The 17,020-nt window shown below is 72.0% G+C and carries 11 protein-coding genes; 7 read left to right on the forward strand and 4 right to left on the reverse strand.

The features are described from left to right. The first annotated feature begins 237 nt into the window (after positions 1–237). A complete protein-coding gene (locus tag K5L01_RS13065; RefSeq protein WP_250065014.1) occupies positions 238–1,404 on the forward strand; it encodes a fimbrial protein in 1,167 nt (388 codons plus the stop codon). Between the two features lie 30 nt (positions 1,405–1,434). Here K5L01_RS13065 and K5L01_RS13070 read toward each other — a convergent pair whose 3' ends face one another. The 4 genes from K5L01_RS13070 to K5L01_RS13085 are packed head-to-tail and all read right to left on the reverse strand — an operon-like array spanning position 1,435 to position 9,319. Then, on the reverse strand, positions 1,435–2,085 hold the full coding sequence (locus tag K5L01_RS13070; protein ID WP_250065016.1) for a response regulator: 651 nt from the start codon (positions 2,083–2,085) through the stop codon (positions 1,435–1,437). Between the two features lie 46 nt (positions 2,086–2,131). After that, complete coding sequence (locus tag K5L01_RS13075; protein WP_250065018.1) at positions 2,132–5,290, reverse strand: hybrid sensor histidine kinase/response regulator; 3,159 nt, start codon at positions 5,288–5,290, stop codon at positions 2,132–2,134. A 30-nt stretch (positions 5,291–5,320) separates the two neighbouring features. After that, the gene (locus K5L01_RS13080) at positions 5,321–6,514 is read right to left on the reverse strand and encodes an EAL domain-containing response regulator (protein ID WP_250065019.1); all 1,194 of its coding nucleotides are present in this window, start codon (positions 6,512–6,514) and stop codon (positions 5,321–5,323) included. A 3-nt stretch (positions 6,515–6,517) separates the two neighbouring features. Then, positions 6,518–9,319: an ATP-binding protein gene (locus tag K5L01_RS13085; RefSeq protein WP_250065021.1), complete on the reverse strand. Its 2,802-nt coding sequence runs from the start codon at positions 9,317–9,319 to the stop codon at positions 6,518–6,520. Positions 9,320–9,542: 223 nt separating this feature from the next. Between K5L01_RS13085 and K5L01_RS13090 the strand changes: the two genes are divergently transcribed. From K5L01_RS13090 to pncB, 6 genes are all read left to right on the forward strand, one after another. Further along, complete coding sequence (locus K5L01_RS13090) at positions 9,543–10,100, forward strand: fimbrial protein (RefSeq protein ID WP_250065023.1); 558 nt, start codon at positions 9,543–9,545, stop codon at positions 10,098–10,100. Between the two features lie 71 nt (positions 10,101–10,171). Then, positions 10,172–10,927: a fimbrial biogenesis chaperone gene (locus tag K5L01_RS13095; protein WP_250065024.1), complete on the forward strand. Its 756-nt coding sequence runs from the start codon at positions 10,172–10,174 to the stop codon at positions 10,925–10,927. 124 nt (positions 10,928–11,051) lie between these two features. Further along, positions 11,052–13,769: a fimbria/pilus outer membrane usher protein gene (locus K5L01_RS13100; RefSeq protein ID WP_250065026.1), complete on the forward strand. Its 2,718-nt coding sequence runs from the start codon at positions 11,052–11,054 to the stop codon at positions 13,767–13,769. A 181-nt stretch (positions 13,770–13,950) separates the two neighbouring features. After that, on the forward strand, positions 13,951–14,805 hold the full coding sequence (locus K5L01_RS13105) for a glycosyltransferase family 2 protein (RefSeq protein WP_250065029.1): 855 nt from the start codon (positions 13,951–13,953) through the stop codon (positions 14,803–14,805). Beyond that, positions 14,802–15,632: a glycosyltransferase family 2 protein gene (locus K5L01_RS13110; protein ID WP_250065031.1), complete on the forward strand. Its 831-nt coding sequence runs from the start codon at positions 14,802–14,804 to the stop codon at positions 15,630–15,632. Before K5L01_RS13105 ends, K5L01_RS13110 begins: the two co-directional genes overlap by 4 nt. A gap of 54 nt (positions 15,633–15,686) precedes the next feature. Next, positions 15,687–16,853 carry a nicotinate phosphoribosyltransferase gene (gene pncB / locus K5L01_RS13115; RefSeq protein WP_250065032.1) on the forward strand — a complete coding sequence of 389 codons (1,167 nt, stop codon included), beginning with the start codon at positions 15,687–15,689 and terminating at the stop codon, positions 16,851–16,853. Positions 16,854–17,020: the final 167 nt, after the last annotated feature.

Consider the following 17,020-nt stretch of genomic DNA (forward strand, 5'->3'; position numbering starts at 1 on the left):
CACGGCCTGCGCCCTGCATGGCCAGGCCGCCGGCCGCGGGTGACGCGGCACGGCGGCGTCTTTAGGAATCGTCCTACGGCGGTGGCCGGCCGCGCTTCCTAGACTTCTTCCCGACGATCTGAAACCGGTACCCCTGCGACCGCAGGGGCTACCCGCTCGCTCCGCGGCTGCCGGCACCGCACCGGTGGCGGCCCGTCGGCGAGCGCTGGATGGCCGCTTGGCCGGGAAGGTGCCCCAATGACCCTGTTTCTGCATACCCACCGCGCATCGCGGCAACCGCTGCGCGCGCGCCTGGCGGCGCTGGTGCTGGTGCTGCTGGCGGCGCTCGCCGCGACCGCGCCGGCCTCGGCCCAGCAGACCTGCTATGCAATGGCCGCCACGCCGCAGGCGAAGGGCAGCTGGGGCGTGGCCTCGAACGCCAGCACCTTGAGAAACGGCAGTGTCGTGGCCTCGTTGCAGGGGCTCGCCCTGTTTTCGATCACACAGCGCTCGGTCGGGGCCTATACGATCGGGATCGGTGGCAGCGGCAACGTGGATTCGAACAGCTACGGTGCGTTGCCGCTGACCGGCATGCCGGGCCTGGGCGTGCGCACGGTGTGGCTGCCCACCGAGTTCTCCACGTCCATGAACACGCTGTCGCAGTGGCCGAACCAGCAGCCTTTCAGCAACCTGGGCGGCAACATCGGCCTGCTGGCCGCGCGCTCCACCAGCCTCACCAACTATACGGCCATCAACAACTACCGTATCGAGCTGGTGGTGCTGGACATCAACGCTTACCGCGGTGGCGCCTTCGTCTACCGCGACAACTACCAGGTGCTGCTGCAGCATGCGACCCACATCGACGGCGCCGCCGCGGTTGGTTGCCAGGGCGGCATCTACAACACGCTGAAGCTGCTGGAAGGCCAGTCGAGCCTGCCGGTGCTGCCGGCGCCGGTGTTGCCGACCTGCCGCTTCGATGCCAGCAGCCTGAACCAGAACGTGACATTGGACGGGGTGGCGCCGGAGGATGTCGCCGCCTATGGCGCGCCGCGCACGGCCGGCAGCGCCGGCGAGAAGACCTTCCACCTCACCGCGGCCCAGTGCGAGGCCGGAACCCGCTTCAATGTCTATTTCACCGATGCCAAGCAGCCCGCGTCGACCACCGACTACCTGAGCACCGGGCGGGCTGCAGTGGGCATGCGCCTGTATGCCGGCAACGCCACCACGGCGGTGCGCTACGGCCCGGCGCCGACCGGCAACGAGGTGCCGAGCAACGTGGCTGTGCAGGCCGGCCCGACGAGCGCCAACCAGAGCCTCGACCTGCCGTTCACCGTGCAGCACGTGCGCCTGCAGGGCGTGCCGCCCGAGAGCGTCGTGCCGGGGCAGGTGAGCGCGGCGGCCACCGTCACCGTGGTCTACCCCTGATCCCGGCGGGCGGGCGGCTGCGCGCCGGCCTCAGTTCAGGAACAGTCCGTGCTCGGTGCAGAAGCCGATCAGCGCCTGGTTCGACTCCACCCCCAGCTTGCGCATGGCCGAGGTCTTCTGGGTGCTGACGGTCTTGATGCTGCGGTTGAGGTGCTCGCCGATCTCGCCGATGGCATGGCCCTGCACGAACAGCCGCAGCACCTCGAACTCGCGCGGTGTCAGCGCGTCGATGCGCTGCTGCACCGGGTTCTCGCGGTCGCCGCGGCGCACCTTGGTGAATCCCGGCGGATAGTAGCGCTGGCCGCGGCGCAGGGTGTGCAGGGCCTGGCTGACCTCGGTCAGGTCGTGCTGCTTGAGGATCACGCCGCTGACCCCGGCGTCGTACAGCGAGGCGACGATCATCGGGTTGGACAGCATGGTCAGCACCAGCAGCCGGACGCCGGGATAGCGGCGCAGCAGCAGGCCGATGAACTGGATGCCGTCGCCATGCAGCGCATCGTCGGGCATGTGGTAGTCGGTGATGACCACGTCCGGCGCCGACCGGTCCAGGTGCTGGATCAGCTCGGACGGCGAGTGCGCGGCGGCCTCCACGACCACGTTGGGGTCGCGTTCGAGCACCTCGCGGATACCCATCAGGACCAGCGGGTGGTCGTCGGCGATGACGATGCGCAGCTTGAGCATGTTCCGTCCTTTCCTGCCTGTCGGCCGCGATTCCCCGCGCAGAGCGTCAGGTGCCGGCGACCAGGTTGTCCAATGCCTGGCACAGCGCCAGAAGCTCCGCGCCCAGCTCCGCGTTCCAGCCTTCGTGCAGCAACCGCTGTTCGGCCGCCTCCAGGGCCTGCGCCATGGCCGTCTGCCCGACCGTGGCCAGGGCCCCGCGCATGCGGTGCAGCTTTTGCCTGACCCGGTCGGCGTCGCCGGCGGCGATGTCCTCGCGGCACCGGTCGATGTCCACGCGCATGGTGGTGCGGAACACCTGCCGGTACCTTTCCGGAATCGGGGCCTGCCCAGTGTCCGCCTCCGGCGCCGCCGGGGCAACGGGCGTGCCGCCGTTCGGTCGCGGAGCGTCCGCCGGCGGTGCCCACCGGTGCAGCAGCTGCTGCAGCCGTTCCAGGCTGATCGGCTTGACCAGCCAGGCGTCCATGCCGCTGTCCAGGCAGCGTTGCTCCTCGTCGCGCATGGCGTTGGCGGTGACGCCGATGATCGCGCAGCCTGCGCCCTGGGCGCGCAGCGCCCGGGCCAGTTCGTAGCCGTTCATGCGCGGCATGTTGATGTCGGTCAGGACCACGTCGCAGGCGCACGCGTTCCATTGCGCCAGTGCCTGGGCACCGTCGCCGGCCAGCGTCACCCGGCAGCCGAGCTGCTGCAGCTGGTCATGCAGGGTGGCCTGGTTGATGGGGTTGTCCTCGGCCACCAGCACGTCCAGGCCCAGCGCCGGGAGCGGAGCCGCCGCGGGCGGCTCCGCCGGCGCCTGCGGTTGCTGCAGCCGCAGCAGGCCACGGGCGATGCTGTCGACGCTGCCACCGTCGATCTCCGGATGGCTGGCCTCGCCCTGCGGCGGGTTCAGGCGCAGGTGGACGCCGTGCCAGGCGGCGGTGGAGGGCGGCATCTGCACGTCGACCAGCAGCCGTCCGTCGGCGGCGGGCAGCGACGTGGCCACGGCCAGCACATCGACCGCCGCGCCCCAGCGTTCGAACCAGGCGGCCAGGTGCCGGGACAGTTCCGGGTGCGGCGTGCGCAGCGCCAGGCGGAGCCCGTCCAGCTGCGGCGGTGCCTCCCGCGGAGCCGCCGCGGCGGCCTCGGACAACGGCAGCTGCAGCGTGAAGCGGCTGCCCAGGCCGACCTCGCTGGCCACCTCCAGGGTGCCGTCCATCAACCGCGACAGGCGCTGGCAGATGGACAGGCCCAGGCCGCTGCCGCGCACGGTGTGCGGCTTGTGGTGGACGGCATTGAAGGGCGCGAACACCTGTTCGAGCTTGTCGGCGGGAATGCCGCTGCCGCTGTCGGCGACCTCCAGGCACAGCCGGCAGCGGCCGTCGCTGTCCGGCCGCCACTGCAGGCGCACGATGACGTGCCCGGCGGAGGTGAACTTGAGCGCGTTGCTGATCAGGTTGGACAGGATCTGGCGGATGCGCAGGGCATCCCCGGCGACCGTGTCGGGCACGTCCAGGGCGACCGTGCAGAACAGCAGCAGGCCCTTGCGGCGGGCCATCGCCGCGTAGCCCGCGGTGCACTGCTGGACCAGCGCGCGCGGGTCGAACGGCGCCACCTCCACGCGCATCTGCCCGGCTTCGATCTTGCTGATGTCGAGGATGTCGCTGATCTGCTGCAGCAGCTGCTGCGAAGCGTCCTGCAGCCGTGCGACATGCTGCGCCTGCTGCCCGTCCAGGCGGGTCAGCGCGAGCAGTTCCAGGGTGCCCAGCAGGCCATAGAGCGGGGTGCGGATCTCATGGCTCATGGTCGCCAGGAAGGTGCTCTTGGCCGCGCTGGCCTCGTCGGCGGCGGCCCGCGCGCGCGCCAGCGCACGCTGCTCTTCGGCGTGCGCGGTGATGTCGGTGAAGGCGCACAGCAGCACGTCCCGGCCCTGGTAGCGGGTCGGGGCGTAAGCCAGCTGCAGGCTGCGGCCGCCGTCCAGGTCGATCTGCTCGATCACGCCGGGGCGGGTCGCCTGCCGCACGGCCTGCCAGACCGCGGTGGGCGGGACCGGCCACGGTGCCGGGGGCTGCAGTCCCAGCCAGTCGCGTGCCAGCGCGGTGGCGAATGCCACCTCGCCCTGGTCGCGGTCGAGCAGACACAGCGCCACCGGCGCGGTCTGGATCAGGGTGCGGTTGAAGGCCTCGCTCTCGACGATGGCGTCCTGCGCCCTGCGTGCCGGTTCCAGCACGCGCACGCGGTACCAGCGGACATAGCCGACGCTGCCGAGCGTGGCCAGCGCCAGCAGCGCGAGCGCGGCGGCCAGCAGCCAGGCGTTGGCCGCGACGAAGCTGCCATAGGCGACCCGGTAGCGCCCGGTCCAGGTGCCGCTGCGGTCGTGCAGGGTCAGCACCAGGCCCTGGCGGGCCAGGCTGAAGCCTTCCCGTGACGCGCTCGGCGGTGGGCCGTCCCCGAGCAGCGGCCGGCCGTCGCGCTGCAGCCAGAAACGGTGTTCCGGGGGGGCGTCGTCCTCGCCGCCGGTGAGCAGCCGCGCGCTGCTGAATACGGTCGCCATGTACACCCGGGACGCGTCGTCGGTGAGCGACGGCACCCGTCCCCGGCGGAACCCGGCATGCGCCAGCCCCAGCATCTTTCCCGGCTCTCCCGGCAGCGCGAACCAGCGCATCGGGGTGAGCGCATGGGCCTGGCCGGCCCGGGCGGCCACCGGCAGCCGCGGCGCTTCGCGCAGGGCGATGTCCCTGGCGGCGTGCAGCCAGGGCGGCGCCGCCGCCTGCGCGGCACCGGTTTGCCGGTCGGGCACCAGCAGGGCGCTGCCGTCGCCACCGTCGAGCACCAGCAGCGGTGCGGCGGGAAAGTAGGAGAACGCCCAGAATGCCGCGTACTGGCGGTCTAGGTAGGCGCCGACGGCGGCGTGCGCGGGGCGCACCGGGGCGCCGCCGGTGCCGGGGACGAAATCGAACCGGTGGCGGGCATCGCCGGACGGCAGGTCGGGCAGCTGCTGCTGGCGCGCATTCTGGTCGTGCAGCTGCTGCAGGAACTGCTCCTGTTCGAGCAGGTACTCCATGCGCCGGGTGAAATCGGCGGTGAGCCGGGCGCGCACCTGTTCGACGGCATGCTGCGCGCCCAGCGCCAGCAGGCCGGCCATGCCGAGGGCCAGCACCAGGCTGCCGAAGGTGGCGATGTTCTGGCGGTGCAGCCGGCGGGTGACGGTGGCGAAGGAGACGGAGGACATGCGGGACGTCGGCAAGGGCGGCGGTCTGCCTCAGATGGTAGGCGGTTTGTCCTCCAGCAGCCGCATGAAGTGTGCCGCGTCCACCGCCGGCGCGAACAGGAAGCCCTGCGCGCGGTCGCAACCCAGCCGCCGCAGGCAGGCCAGGTCGTCGGCGGTCTCCACGCCCTCGGCGGTGACGGTCAGGCCCAGTTCGCGGCCCAGTTCGATGGCTGAGCCGAGCACCGCATGGCGGGCTTCGTCGTTCCAGGCGCCGCTGACGAAGGCGCGGTCGATCTTCATCTCGGTGAAGGGCGTGGAGACCAGGTTGTACATCGAGCTGTAGCCGCGGCCGAAGTCGTCCTGCGACAGGCCGAAGCCTTTCAGCCGCAGCCGGCTGACGCCGCGATGGAACAGGTCCACGGCATGGATGGGCATGTCCTCCAGCAGCTCGAAGACGACATCGGCGGGCGCCACCCCGGCGTCCGCGACCATCGCCGCGAGCTGGTCGGGGAGGTCGGGGATCTCCAGCAGCGGTACCGGAAGGTTCACCGAGAACGGCACCACGTGGCCGCGCGCGTGCCACGCGCCGTGGGCCTCGAGTCCGTCGCGGACCATGCGCAGCAGCAGCTCGCGGTCGAGGCGGTGGCGCTGGACCACCGGCAGGAAGGCCGCCGGCGCGATCAGGCCGGACTGCGGGTGCTGCCAGCGCGCCAGGACCTCGGCGCCGACGATGCGCCCGCTGGCCACGTCCACCTTGGGCTGGAAGCGGCCGTGGATGGCCCCGCTGTCCAGTGCCCGCAGCAGGCTCGCGGCATCCACGTGCGGGGCGGCGCTCCCGGTGCCGCGGCGGACCCGGGGCGGTGCCTGGCACAGCCGCTGCCGCAGCGTCAGCGCATGGCGGGTGGAGAACGGCTTGGGAAACGTGCCGATCACCGGCAGGCCGCGCGCCCGGGCCATGCGTTCCACGCTCTTGAGGATGGTGCCGTCGCAGGCGCTGCAGATCGCCAGCCACGGTTCCAGGGGCGTGCCGGCCAGGCAGTCGAGGAACTGCACGCCGTCGCTGTCGGGCATGTCCAGGTCCATGATCACCAGCTGGTGGCGGTGGCGGCGCAGCTGCTGCATCGCCTCCGCCGCGGAGCAGGCATGGTGCACGTTGTGCAGGCCGATGCCCTGCAGCACGGTTTCCACGTGCAGGCACTGCAGCGGATGGTCGTCCAGGGTCAGGATGCGGTAGTCGGGATTCATGGCCTAGGCCTCGGAGCGCTGGAGGGCCTGCAGGTAACCGCGCAGGGTGGAGAGGAACAGCGGCTTGACCAGCATCGCGTCCATGCCCGCCGCACGCCATCGGCCGCAGGTGTCCTGCAGCGCATCGGCGCTGGTGCCCAGGATCAGCCCGCGGTAGCCCTGCGCACGCAGGGTCCGGGCCAGGGCATAGCCGGACATGGACGGCATGTTCAGGTCGGTCAGCACCGCATCGAACTCCTGCAGGCCGCTGTGCCGGAGTGCATCGGCCCCGCTGTCGGCGAGCGTCGCGGTGCAGCCGAGCAGCGCCAGCTGCGCCTTCACGATCGACTGGTTGATGGGGCTGTCGTCGACCACCATCACCTGCAGCCGCAGCGGTGGGCCGAGGCTGGCGGCGGCGTCGCCGGCCGCGGCCGAGCGCTCCTGCTGCGCCCGGTGCACCGCCCAGCCGATGCCCAGCAGGGCATGGGCCGGGGCCGACAACGCGGTGCCGGCCACCTCCGGCTCGCGGCCGGAGGAGGCTGGCCGCGCCACCACCTGGCGGCCGTTCCAGGCGGGCAGCTCGCGCGCCGGCGGCCAGGCGTGCAGCAGCACCGAGCCCGGTTCCAACCGCTGCCGCGGCCCGCTGCAGGGGACCGCCAGGGCGCCCCAGTGCGACAGCCACCGGCACAGGTTGTCCACCACTTCCGGCAGCAGCCCGGCGACGTAGACCGGGCGCCGCAGCAGCGGCGGATACAGGCCGCGCAGCGCGGCGTTGCCCTGGCCGCGCTGCAGCGGCAGTTCCAGCGACACGCGGGTGCCGATTCCCGGCTGGCTGACCACCTGCAGCGTGCCGTCCATCAGCCGGGCCAGACGGTTGCTGATGGCCAGGCCCAGGCCGGTGCCGGGGACGTTGCGCGACAGCGTGCTGCCGGCGCGGTAGTACGGTTCGAACAGGTGCGCGAGCGACTCCGGCTCGATGCCCGGGCCGGTATCGCTGACATGGAAGCGGAAGCGCGGGCGCCCGTCGGCGTGCTCGACCGCCTTGACCCGCACCACCACCTGGCCGGCGTCGGTGAACTTGATCGCATTGCCGACCAGGTTGCCGAGGATCTGGCGGATATGGCGCGGATCGCCGATCACCGAGCCACCCGGCGCGAGGTCGGCCACGGCATACAGCAGCAGGCCCTTGCTCTCGGCACGCGCGGCGAAGGCGGCGATGGTCTCGTCGACCAGCGACAGCAGGCAGAACTCGCTCGTCTCCAGCTCCATGTGCCCGGATTCGATCCGCGACAGGTCCAGCGAGTCGTCCACGGTGCGCACCAGCGCCGCGGCGGCGCGGTGCAGCAGGTCGAGGTAGTGCTTCTGGCGCTCGTCGCCGCCGATCGCCTCCAGCAGCTCGAGGGTGCCGGTGATGCCGTACAGCGGGGTGCGGATCTCATGGCTCATGGTGGCCAGGAAGCGGGTCTTGGCCTGGCTGGCACGCTCGGCCATCCGCCGTGCCGCGACCAGCGAGGCCTCGGTCTGCTTGCGCGCGGTGACGTCGCTGACCACGCACAGCGAGACGTCCAGGCCGCGGTAGGCCAGCGGCACCGCGGTGACCTGCACATGGTGGCCATCGTCCAGGTCGATGTCGGCATGCGCGGGGGCGCTCTCGCGGCGCGCCAGGCGCGCGCGCCACTGGTCGTCGTGGTCCATCCAGCGGCGCGCCAGCGCGTTCTCGCGCAGCACCATGCCGTCGTCGTTGTCGACCACCGCCAGCCCCACCGGCGCGGTGGCGATCAGCGTGCGGTTGAGCTCCACGCTCTCCAGCAGGGCCTGGTGCTGGCGCTGCGCCGGCACCAGGAACAGGCGCCGTGCGGCCTGCGCGGCGACCAGCACCAGGACGATGAAGCCCAGTTCCAGCAGCGCCGTGCGCAGCAGCGTGCCGCGCACGTCGGCCAGCAGGCGGCGTACCGGTACCGAATAGACGACGCGCAGGCCGCCGCTGCCGATGCCCTTGCTCAGCGCGATGTCGTGCGGCAGGCGGCCGGTGTTGCGCAGGCCGAAATAGTCGTCCTGAAGGCCGGCCAGGTGGGCCGGCGCCTGGGCACTGCGCAGCACCACGCTGCCCTGGCTGTCGAGCAGGATGTAGCCGACGTCGGGCATGTCCGGCAGGCACAGCCGGTGCCGCAGCGCTTCCAGTTCCAGGCCGATCCAGCCGTTGCCGGCGTTGCGCCGGTCCATGGGGGCGTACACCGCCAGCAGCGGGGCCTCGCTGCCGGGCTGGCGCAGCCAGGTGATCGGCCGCCGTTCGTGGTCCGGCAGCGGCATCGAGGCGATGGCCGGGGGAATGCGCGCGGCCGGCAGTTCCCGCCAATGCGGCGCGCCATCGGCGTCGAACTCGAGCACGTGGCTGCGCAGCGGCGCGACCGTGGTGTGGATCAGGCGTACGTCGGCCAGCGCCAGCCCGCTGAGCATGCGCCGGGTCACCGCCAGCTGCCACGGCGGGGTGCCCTGCGGTTCCGGCAGCGACAGCGGCTGCAGCTGCGGGTCGTCGTGCCCGGCGTGCGCGGGGTGTGTCTCCAGCCCGTCGCCGCGGACCGAGGTGGCGGCGATGGCGCGCAGCAGCGCTTCGCGCTGGTCCAGGTACAGCTGCGCCTTGTAGGCGCCGTCGTTGAGGTGGCGCCGGTACTCGGAGACACCGACCGTCAGCACCGTATAGACGTAGGCGGACGCGGCCATCAGCGAACACGCGATCAGCGCCGCCGCGGCCAGCCACAGCAGGATGCCGGGCATGCGCGGGGGCGTTTCCGCCTGCAGCTTCTTCGAGGGATGGGCCGTGTGCATGCCACGCATGCTAGGAAGCGTGCCCGCCGCAAAGGCTAGGACGAATCCGAAAGCGCCCGCTGCGCTCCCGGCGCCAGTTTAGGAATCGTCCTACGCACCGGCGCACGGCGCCTTCCTAGACTTTCCCCGTGCTTGAAGAAGGGCACTTCGCGGTGACGGTACGGCGCATGAGGATCTCCGCCTGCAGGCATCCGCATCTCCATCCACTGAAGAGGATTTGATCATGAAGAAGCTGTTTATCGGCCTTGCCGCTCTCTCCGCGTTCGCTGCCGGCACCTCGCAGGCTGCGGTCGGCGCCCAGGGCAACATCAATTTCACCGGCAGCATCAACAACGACAGCTGCGTGGTGAGCGGTTCGGGTGCGACCAACGTCGGCAAGAACCTGCTGGTGGACATGGGTACGGTCTCGGCCAACACCCTGGGCACCGAAGCCAACCCGGCCGTCAACGGCGGCGGCATGTCCGCGTTCGAGAAGACCATCGACCTGAAGGTCGAGTGCCTGTCGGGCACCAAGGTGGCGCTGAAGCTGACCCCGCAGACCCGTTCGGGCAAGGGCATCGCGGTGACCGGTGGCGCGTCCAACGTGCAGATCATGCTGGTCAACGACAACCAGGTGCTCGACTTCACCACCGGCAGCGCCTCGCTGGAAGCGCCGTTCAACGGCGGCAACGTGGTGATCCCGATGAAGGCCTACTACACCCTGGTGCAGGGCAAGGACGTCGCGGACGTGGTCGCTGGCCAGGCCAACGCCACCGTGGCCTACGAACTGTCCTACGACTGACCGTGGACGCGGTCCCGGCAGGTGCGGTCCGCCCTGCCGGGGCTTCTGCGGTACCTACCCGGAGCGAACTAATGAATACCCATCGGATACTCAGGAATGCCTGCCTGGCCTGCCTCGCGGCAACGGCCATGTTCCATGGTGGGCAGGCGCAGGCCTCCATCGCGCTCAGCGGTACGCGCATGATCCTGCAGGAAAAGCGCCAGGAAGCGACCATCGTGGTGCGCAACAGCGACACCCCGGTGCTGGTGCAGACCTGGCTGGAGACCCATTCGGCCGGCGATGCCGACGATCTGCCGTTCGCGGTGACGCCGCCGCTGGCGCGGATGCCGGCCAACGGCCAGCAGCTGCTGCGGGTGATGTACGCCGGCGGCGACAACGCATTGCCCGCCGGGCGCGAATCGGTGATGTGGCTCAACGTCCAGGAAGTGCCGCAGGCGGTGCCCGGCGAGAACCAGCTGCAGATCGCCGTGCGCCAGCGGATCAAGGTGTTCTTCCGCCCGACCGGCCTGTCCGGCATCGCCGCCGATGCACCGGCCGCGGTGCGCTGGTCGGCCCAGGGCAACGCCAAGGGCGCCCTGCTCACGCTGTCCAACCCGACCGCCTATCACGTGTCCTTCAGCGAGCTGGCCGATGCCGCCGGCCGTGAGCTGCCCAGCCCGGGCATGCTGGCGCCGGGACAGACGCTGACGCTGCAGGTGGACGGCATCGCCGCCGATGCCGCGCTGGCCTTCAAGACGATCAACGATTACGGCGGTGCGGATGCCTACCGGCTCCGCCTGTCGGGCGCCACCGAGGTCGGTGGCACCGCCGAAAGCGCCGCGCGCTGACCGGCGCCGCCGCGGGCGGCGCACGGACCGTACGACGTTTCTCTTCCTTCCATGGCGCCCGTGCCACGGGCGGGCCTGCACGGGCCTGTCGATCGCATCGCCATCCCCGAACGGTTGCAGGATCATGTACCAGCCCATCCGCACAGCGAACGCGAAAACCCGTCACGGACCGCGCGATGCGCAGCGCCTGCTGCGCGCGCTGTGCGCCTGCCTGCTGCCGTGCGCGGGCCTGGGCTGGAGCCTGCCGGCGCTCGCCGCGGAACAGCCCGACAGCGTGCTCGGGCAGGCCGTGCGCCGGGCGGTGGCCGAGCGCGTGGACGCCGCCGTGGCCGCGGAGGTGGAGAGCCTGTTCGCCGACAGCCTGCGCGATCCGCGCCGGGTCGCGGCGGTCTCCGGCGATGCCGCGGGCGGCTTCAACATGGCCTTCCTGCACGGCGTGGATTCGGCCATGGACCTGCAGGCGCTGCTGGGCGCCAGCGGTGTCGTGGAGGGCACCCAGCGGGTGGACGTCTACGTCAACCAGGCGCGGGTCGGCCGCTACGACATCGCGTTCTCCCAGGAGCCGCGCAGCGGCGAGGCCGAGGCCTGTTTCAGCGCCACGCTGCTGGCGCAGCTGGGCGTGGATGCCGCGCGCCTGCCGGCGCTGCCGGACCCGGAGGCCGCCTGCCTGCGCCTGGCCGACGTCGTGCCGCAGGCGTCGGTGCGCTACGACACCACCCAGCTGCGGCTGGAGATCGGCGTGCCGCAGCTGTACCTGGCGCCGGCGCGGCGCGGGCAGGTCGACCCGTCGCTGTGGGACCGTGGCGTCAACGCCGCTTTCCTGGACTACAGCCTCAACGGCCGCCAGGACCAGGTGCGCGGCCTGGGCACCACGCGCGACCTCAACGTCGGGCTGCGCATGGGCCTCAACCTCGGCGCCTGGCGGTTGCGCAACGACTCCTACCTGACCACCGGCAACCGCCGCGATACCGAGTTCAGCAGCCAGAACACCTACCTGCAGCGGGAGCTGGTGCCGCTGCGGAGCCAGCTGGTGCTGGGCCAGACCTATACCTATTCGCCGCTGTTCGACAGCGTGCGTTTCCTCGGCGTGCGGCTGGCGTCGGACGAGGGCATGCGCCCGGACGACGAGCAGGGCTACGCGCCGGTGGTGCGCGGCACCGCCGAGACCAACGCCACCCTGGAGATCCGCCAGAACGGCTACCTGATCCACAGCAGCAGCGTCGCACCGGGTCCGTTCGAGATCCGCGACCTGGCGCCGTCCGGCGCCAATGGCGACCTGGAGATCACCGTGATCGAGGCCGACGGCAGCCGCCGGGTCAGCCGCCAGGCCTTCTCGGCGCCGCCGCTGATGGTGCGCCAGGGGCGCATCAAGTACGACGCCGCGGCCGGCCAGGTGCGCCTGCACGACCACCAGCGCAATGCGCCGGCCTTCGCCAATGCCTCGCTGCTGTACGGCGTCGGCGCCAACACCACGCTGGCGGCGGGGCTGCAGGCGGCCGACGACTTCCAGGCGTACTCGCTGGGCGTGGGCCTGAACACGCGACTGGGCGCGCTGTCGCTGAACGGCCTCCACTCCAGCAGCCGGGTGGACGGCCGCCGGATCGGCGGCGAGCGCGTGGAGCTGCGCTACGCGGGCTTCCTGGAGCGCACCGGCACCCGGGTGTCGCTGAACTGGCTGCGCGACCTCGATCCGGGCTACCGCACGCTCGGCGGGCATGCGCTGGAGCGCGAGCGCGGCATCGCCTTTCCGCTCGCGGAGCAGGCGACGCGGCAACGGCTCGATGCCTACCTGACGCAGTCCATCGGCGAGGCCAGCCTGTACCTGAGCGGTTCGCTGGGCCGCAACTGGGACGGCAGCGCCTCGCGCAGCGTGTCGCTGGGCCACAGCAACCGCATCGGCCGCGGGACCTACACCGCGTCCTACACCCATTCGCGCAACCTGTTCAGCTACGGCGGCGCGGCGACCACCCGCGACAACGCGCTGATGCTCAGCGTCAGCCTGCCGCTGGGGCGCCAGCCGCGTGCGCCGCAGGCCTATGCCTCGGCCGGCCGCCAGGGCGGCGGCAACAGCGTCCAGGCCGGCGTGACCGGCACCCTGCCGCTGGCCGACCAGGAGATCAGCTACGCCGCCTCGGCCGGCCGCGACGCGCTCGGCCAGAACAGCGGCTCGCTGTCGCTGGGCGCGGTGACCCCGGTGGCGCGGGTCAGCGCCGCCTATTCCCATGGCGGCCGCACCGACTCGCTGAGCGTGTCCGCCTCCGGTTCGGTCGTCGCCCATGCCGGCGGCGTCAACCTGGGACAGTCGCTGAGCGAGACCTTCATGCTCGCGCGGGTCGAGCCGTCGGTGGCCGGCGTCGGCGTCTCCAGCTTCACCGGCGTCAGGACCGGCCGCAACGGCTATGCGGTGATCCCCAGCGCCACGCCCTACCGCAGCAACTGGGTCGGGCTGGACACCGCCGGCGCCGACCGCGATGTCGACGTGGACACGGCCATGCAGCAGCAGGTGCCGACCCGCGGCGCGGTGGTGCTGGCCCGTTTCAAGGCCGATGCCGGCCGCCGGGTGCAGTTCGAGCTGCAGCAGCCGGACGGCGCGCCGATGCCGTTCGGGGCGAGCGTGGAGGGGGCCGACGGCGAGCACCTGGGCATCACCGATCCGCGCGGCCGGCTGCTGGTGATGCTGCCGGTGGCGCAGGTCCAGGGACGCCTGCGGGTGCAATGGGACGGCTACAGCTGCAGCGCCACCTACGCGGTCCCCGAGCGCGGCGTTGCCGAGAACTACCAGCGCCTGCCGCTGCGCTGCGACGCCGGCGGTGCCGCCGGCGCCGCGCCCGGGCAGCCGTAGCCGGACGCCGCCCGCGGCCGGAGCGCCGCGGCGTGCGCGGGCCCTTGCCGGTCCGCTACCATGCGGGCCGATGCCGACCCCGGCAGCCCCGACCCGTGGCGAACGCGATGCAGGCCCGTTTCCCCGACAACCCGAGCATGCGCGGCGAACGGCGCGGCAGCGCGCTGGCGCCGGTCCGCGCATGAGCCTGCCTGTCATCCTGTTGCCGGTGGGGGTGGACGACGCGGCGCTGGATGCGTGCCTGGCGGCGCTGGAGACGGCGACGCCGGCCGGCACGCCGGTGTGGCTGGCCGACGATGCCCAGGGCGGGCCGCGGGTGCAGGCGGTGATCGAGCCCTGGCTGGCGCGCACCCGCCTGCAGGCCGACTATTCGCGGCGGCCGCGGGCGATCGGCGAATCGGCGCACCTGGAGCAGATGCTGTTGGCCTGCGGCGCTGCCGACGTGGCGGTGCTGGCGCCGGACGCACTGCCGGTGCCGGGCTGGCTGCAGCAGCTGGCCGACTGCCTGGCGCGGGACGCGTCCATCGCCACCGCGACCCCCTGGAGCAATGCCGGCGAGACCGTGGCCTGGCCGCGGGCCGGCGAGCTGAATCCGGTACCGCAGGATGCCGCGCGGCTGGCGCGGGCCTGCGCGGGCATGCCCCTGCAGCACCCGGAACTGCCCTCGGCGATCACCCACGCGGTGCTGCTGCGCGGCAGCGCCCGCCACCGCGCCGGCGGGCTGGACACGCAGAGCTACGCGTCCTGGTACGCCGCGCTGGTGGACCTGAGCCTGCGCATGAGCGGCCTGGGCTGGCGCAACGTGCTGTGCGACAACGCTTTCGTCGGGCGCCGCGGCGAAGGGCGGCCCGGCGACGGCGACATGGAGGTACTGGCCAGCCGCTGGCCGGGCTGGACCGCACGCCTGGCCGGGTTCCTCATGGACGACCCGCTGTACGCGCACCGCCAGCGGCTGCAGGACCTGTACGCGCAGGCGCCGCCGCCGGCGCTGCAGGCGGACCTGTTCGGGGACACCGCCGGGGCGTCGCCGGCGTGAGCGTTGCGATCGCCGTCGTCGTCGTCAGCTACCAGAGCGCGGCCACCCTGGACGCCTGCCTGCAGCGGTTGCGCGCGGCCCGGGACGTGACCCAGATCCGGGTGGTGGACAACGCCTCGGACGACGGTTCGCTGGGCATCGTCCAGCGCCATGCCCTGGCCGATACGCGGGTGCGCTTCATCGCCAACCCGGACAACCCGGGCTTCGCCACGGCCTGCAACCAGGGCGCGCGCGACAGCGATGCGCCGTGGCTGGCGTTCGTCAACCCCGACCTGATGGTCGAGCCGGAGACGCTGGCGGCGCTGCGCGGGCTGGGGCGGCCGCTGGGTGCCTGCGTGCTCGGCGTGGAGCAGGTGGACGAGCAGGGGCGCGCCGATGCCGCGGTGCGCCGGCGCGATCCGGATTTCGCGGCGATGCTGCGCAACCCCTCCGCCGGCATGCGGCTGGCGCTGGAGGCCGGGCCGGAGGCGCTGCAGACGGTGCCGGCGCTGTCCGGCGCCCTGCTGCTGATGCCGCGCACGCTGTTCGAGCACATCGATGGCTGGGATGCCGGCTACCGCCTGCATGCCGAGGACCTGGACCTGTGCCGGCGCGCGCGCGCGGCCGGGGCCACGGTGGCCATCGCCAACGGGCTGAGGGTGCTGCATGTGCGCGGCGTGTCCAGCCGGTCGCGGCCGTTCTTCGTCGAATGGCACAAGCACCGCGGGCTGTGGCGCTATTTCCGCAAGTTCGAGGCGCCGCGGCGGGGCCGGGCGGTACGCGCCGCGGTGTGGTGCGCGATCTGGGCGCACGCGGTGCTGCAGCTGCCGCGGCTGGTCCTGCGCTGAACCCGGGCCCGGGACGGCCGGCGGGCGCCATCGGGTCCGGCGCATAATGCCGGCATGATCATCCCCTCGCTGCTCGATACCGACCTCTACAAGTTCACGATGATGCAGGCGGTGCTGCACCAGCACCCCGGCGCCATCGTCCAGTACCGGTTCAAGTGCCGCACGCCGGGCATCGACCTGGCCCGCTACATCGACCAGCTCGACGCCGAGATCGACCACCTGTGCAGCCTGCGCTTCAGCGCGGACGAACTGGCGTACATGCGCGGGCTGCGCTTCGTGAAGCCGGACTTCGTGGATTTCCTGGCCCTGTTCCACCTGGACCGCAAGTACATCGCGCTGCGCCCGTCGAGCACGGTGCCGGGCGAGATCGAGCTGGACATCACCGGCCCGTGGCTGCACACGATCCTGTTCGAGGTGCCGCTGCTGGCGATCATCAACGAGGTCTGGTTCCGCAACACCACCACGCCGGACCCCGCCGAAGGCGAGCGCCGCCTGCAGGCCAAGACCGCGCTGCTGCGCGACACGCCCGGCTTCGGCGACTGCCGCATCGCCGACTACGGCACCCGCCGCCGCTATTCGCGGCAGTGGCACGGCACCCTGCTGCCGCGGCTGCGCGATGCGCTCGGCGCGCAGTTCGTCGGCACCAGCAACGTGCACTTCGCGCGCCTGTACGGCATGACCCCGCACGGCACCATGGCCCACGAGTACCTGCAGGCGTTCCAGGCGCTGGGGCCGCGGCTGCGCGACTCGCAGGTGGCCGCGCTGGAGTCGTGGGCGCGCGAGTACCGCGGCGACCTCGGCATCGCGTTGTCCGACGTGGTCGGGCTGGACGCCTTCCTGCGCGACTTCGACATGTACTTCTGCAAGCTGTTCGACGGCGTGCGCCACGATTCGGGCGATCCGTTCGCCTGGGGCGACCGCATGCTGGCCCACTTCAAGGCCAACCGCGCCGACCCGGCCAGCAAGATCCTGGTGTTCAGCGACGGCCTGGACATCGCCAAGGTGATGCGCCTGTACGACTACTTCCGCGGTCGCTGCCAGGTCGCGTTCGGGGTCGGTACCCACCTGACCAACGACCTGGGGCCGACGCCGCTGAACATCGTCATCAAGATGGTCCGCTGCAACGGCCAGCCGGTGGCCAAGCTCAGCGATTCGCCGGGCAAGGGCATGTGCGACGACCCCGGCTACCTGGCCTACCTGCGGCAGGTGTTCGAGCTCTGAGAGCGGCGCGGCCGGTGCCCGCTCCGGGCCGGCGCCGGGTGACGGCAGCTTAACCGGAGGGGGTGCGCGCACCGGAAACCCCTGTAAACGTGCGTTGTGTCACGTTATCGTAGGCGTCCCAGAACAGGATGCGGGCGCTCCCACACGTGGGGCTTGGCGCGGCCGGA

It is taken from the genome of Stenotrophomonas mori, from assembly GCF_023556335.1.
Lineage (GTDB): Bacteria > Pseudomonadota > Gammaproteobacteria > Xanthomonadales > Xanthomonadaceae > Stenotrophomonas > Stenotrophomonas mori.

What these genes read in the sequence shown, in the direction of transcription:
- K5L01_RS13090 (WP_250065023.1), top strand. Translation starts at nt 9,543, where the DNA reads ATGAAGAAGCTGTTTATCGGCCTTGCCGCTCTCTCCGCGTTCGCTGCC.
- K5L01_RS13105 (WP_250065029.1), top strand. Translation starts at nt 13,951, where the DNA reads ATGAGCCTGCCTGTCATCCTGTTGCCGGTGGGGGTGGACGACGCGGCG.
- K5L01_RS13065 (WP_250065014.1), top strand. Translation starts at nt 238, where the DNA reads ATGACCCTGTTTCTGCATACCCACCGCGCATCGCGGCAACCGCTGCGC.
- K5L01_RS13075 (WP_250065018.1), bottom strand. Translation starts at nt 5,290, where the DNA reads ATGTCCTCCGTCTCCTTCGCCACCGTCACCCGCCGGCTGCACCGCCAG.
- K5L01_RS13095 (WP_250065024.1), top strand. Translation starts at nt 10,172, where the DNA reads ATGAATACCCATCGGATACTCAGGAATGCCTGCCTGGCCTGCCTCGCG.
- K5L01_RS13100 (WP_250065026.1), top strand. Translation starts at nt 11,052, where the DNA reads ATGTACCAGCCCATCCGCACAGCGAACGCGAAAACCCGTCACGGACCG.
- K5L01_RS13080 (WP_250065019.1), bottom strand. Translation starts at nt 6,514, where the DNA reads ATGAATCCCGACTACCGCATCCTGACCCTGGACGACCATCCGCTGCAG.
- K5L01_RS13070 (WP_250065016.1), bottom strand. Translation starts at nt 2,085, where the DNA reads ATGCTCAAGCTGCGCATCGTCATCGCCGACGACCACCCGCTGGTCCTG.
- pncB (WP_250065032.1), top strand. Translation starts at nt 15,687, where the DNA reads ATGATCATCCCCTCGCTGCTCGATACCGACCTCTACAAGTTCACGATG.
- K5L01_RS13085 (WP_250065021.1), bottom strand. Translation starts at nt 9,319, where the DNA reads ATGCACACGGCCCATCCCTCGAAGAAGCTGCAGGCGGAAACGCCCCCG.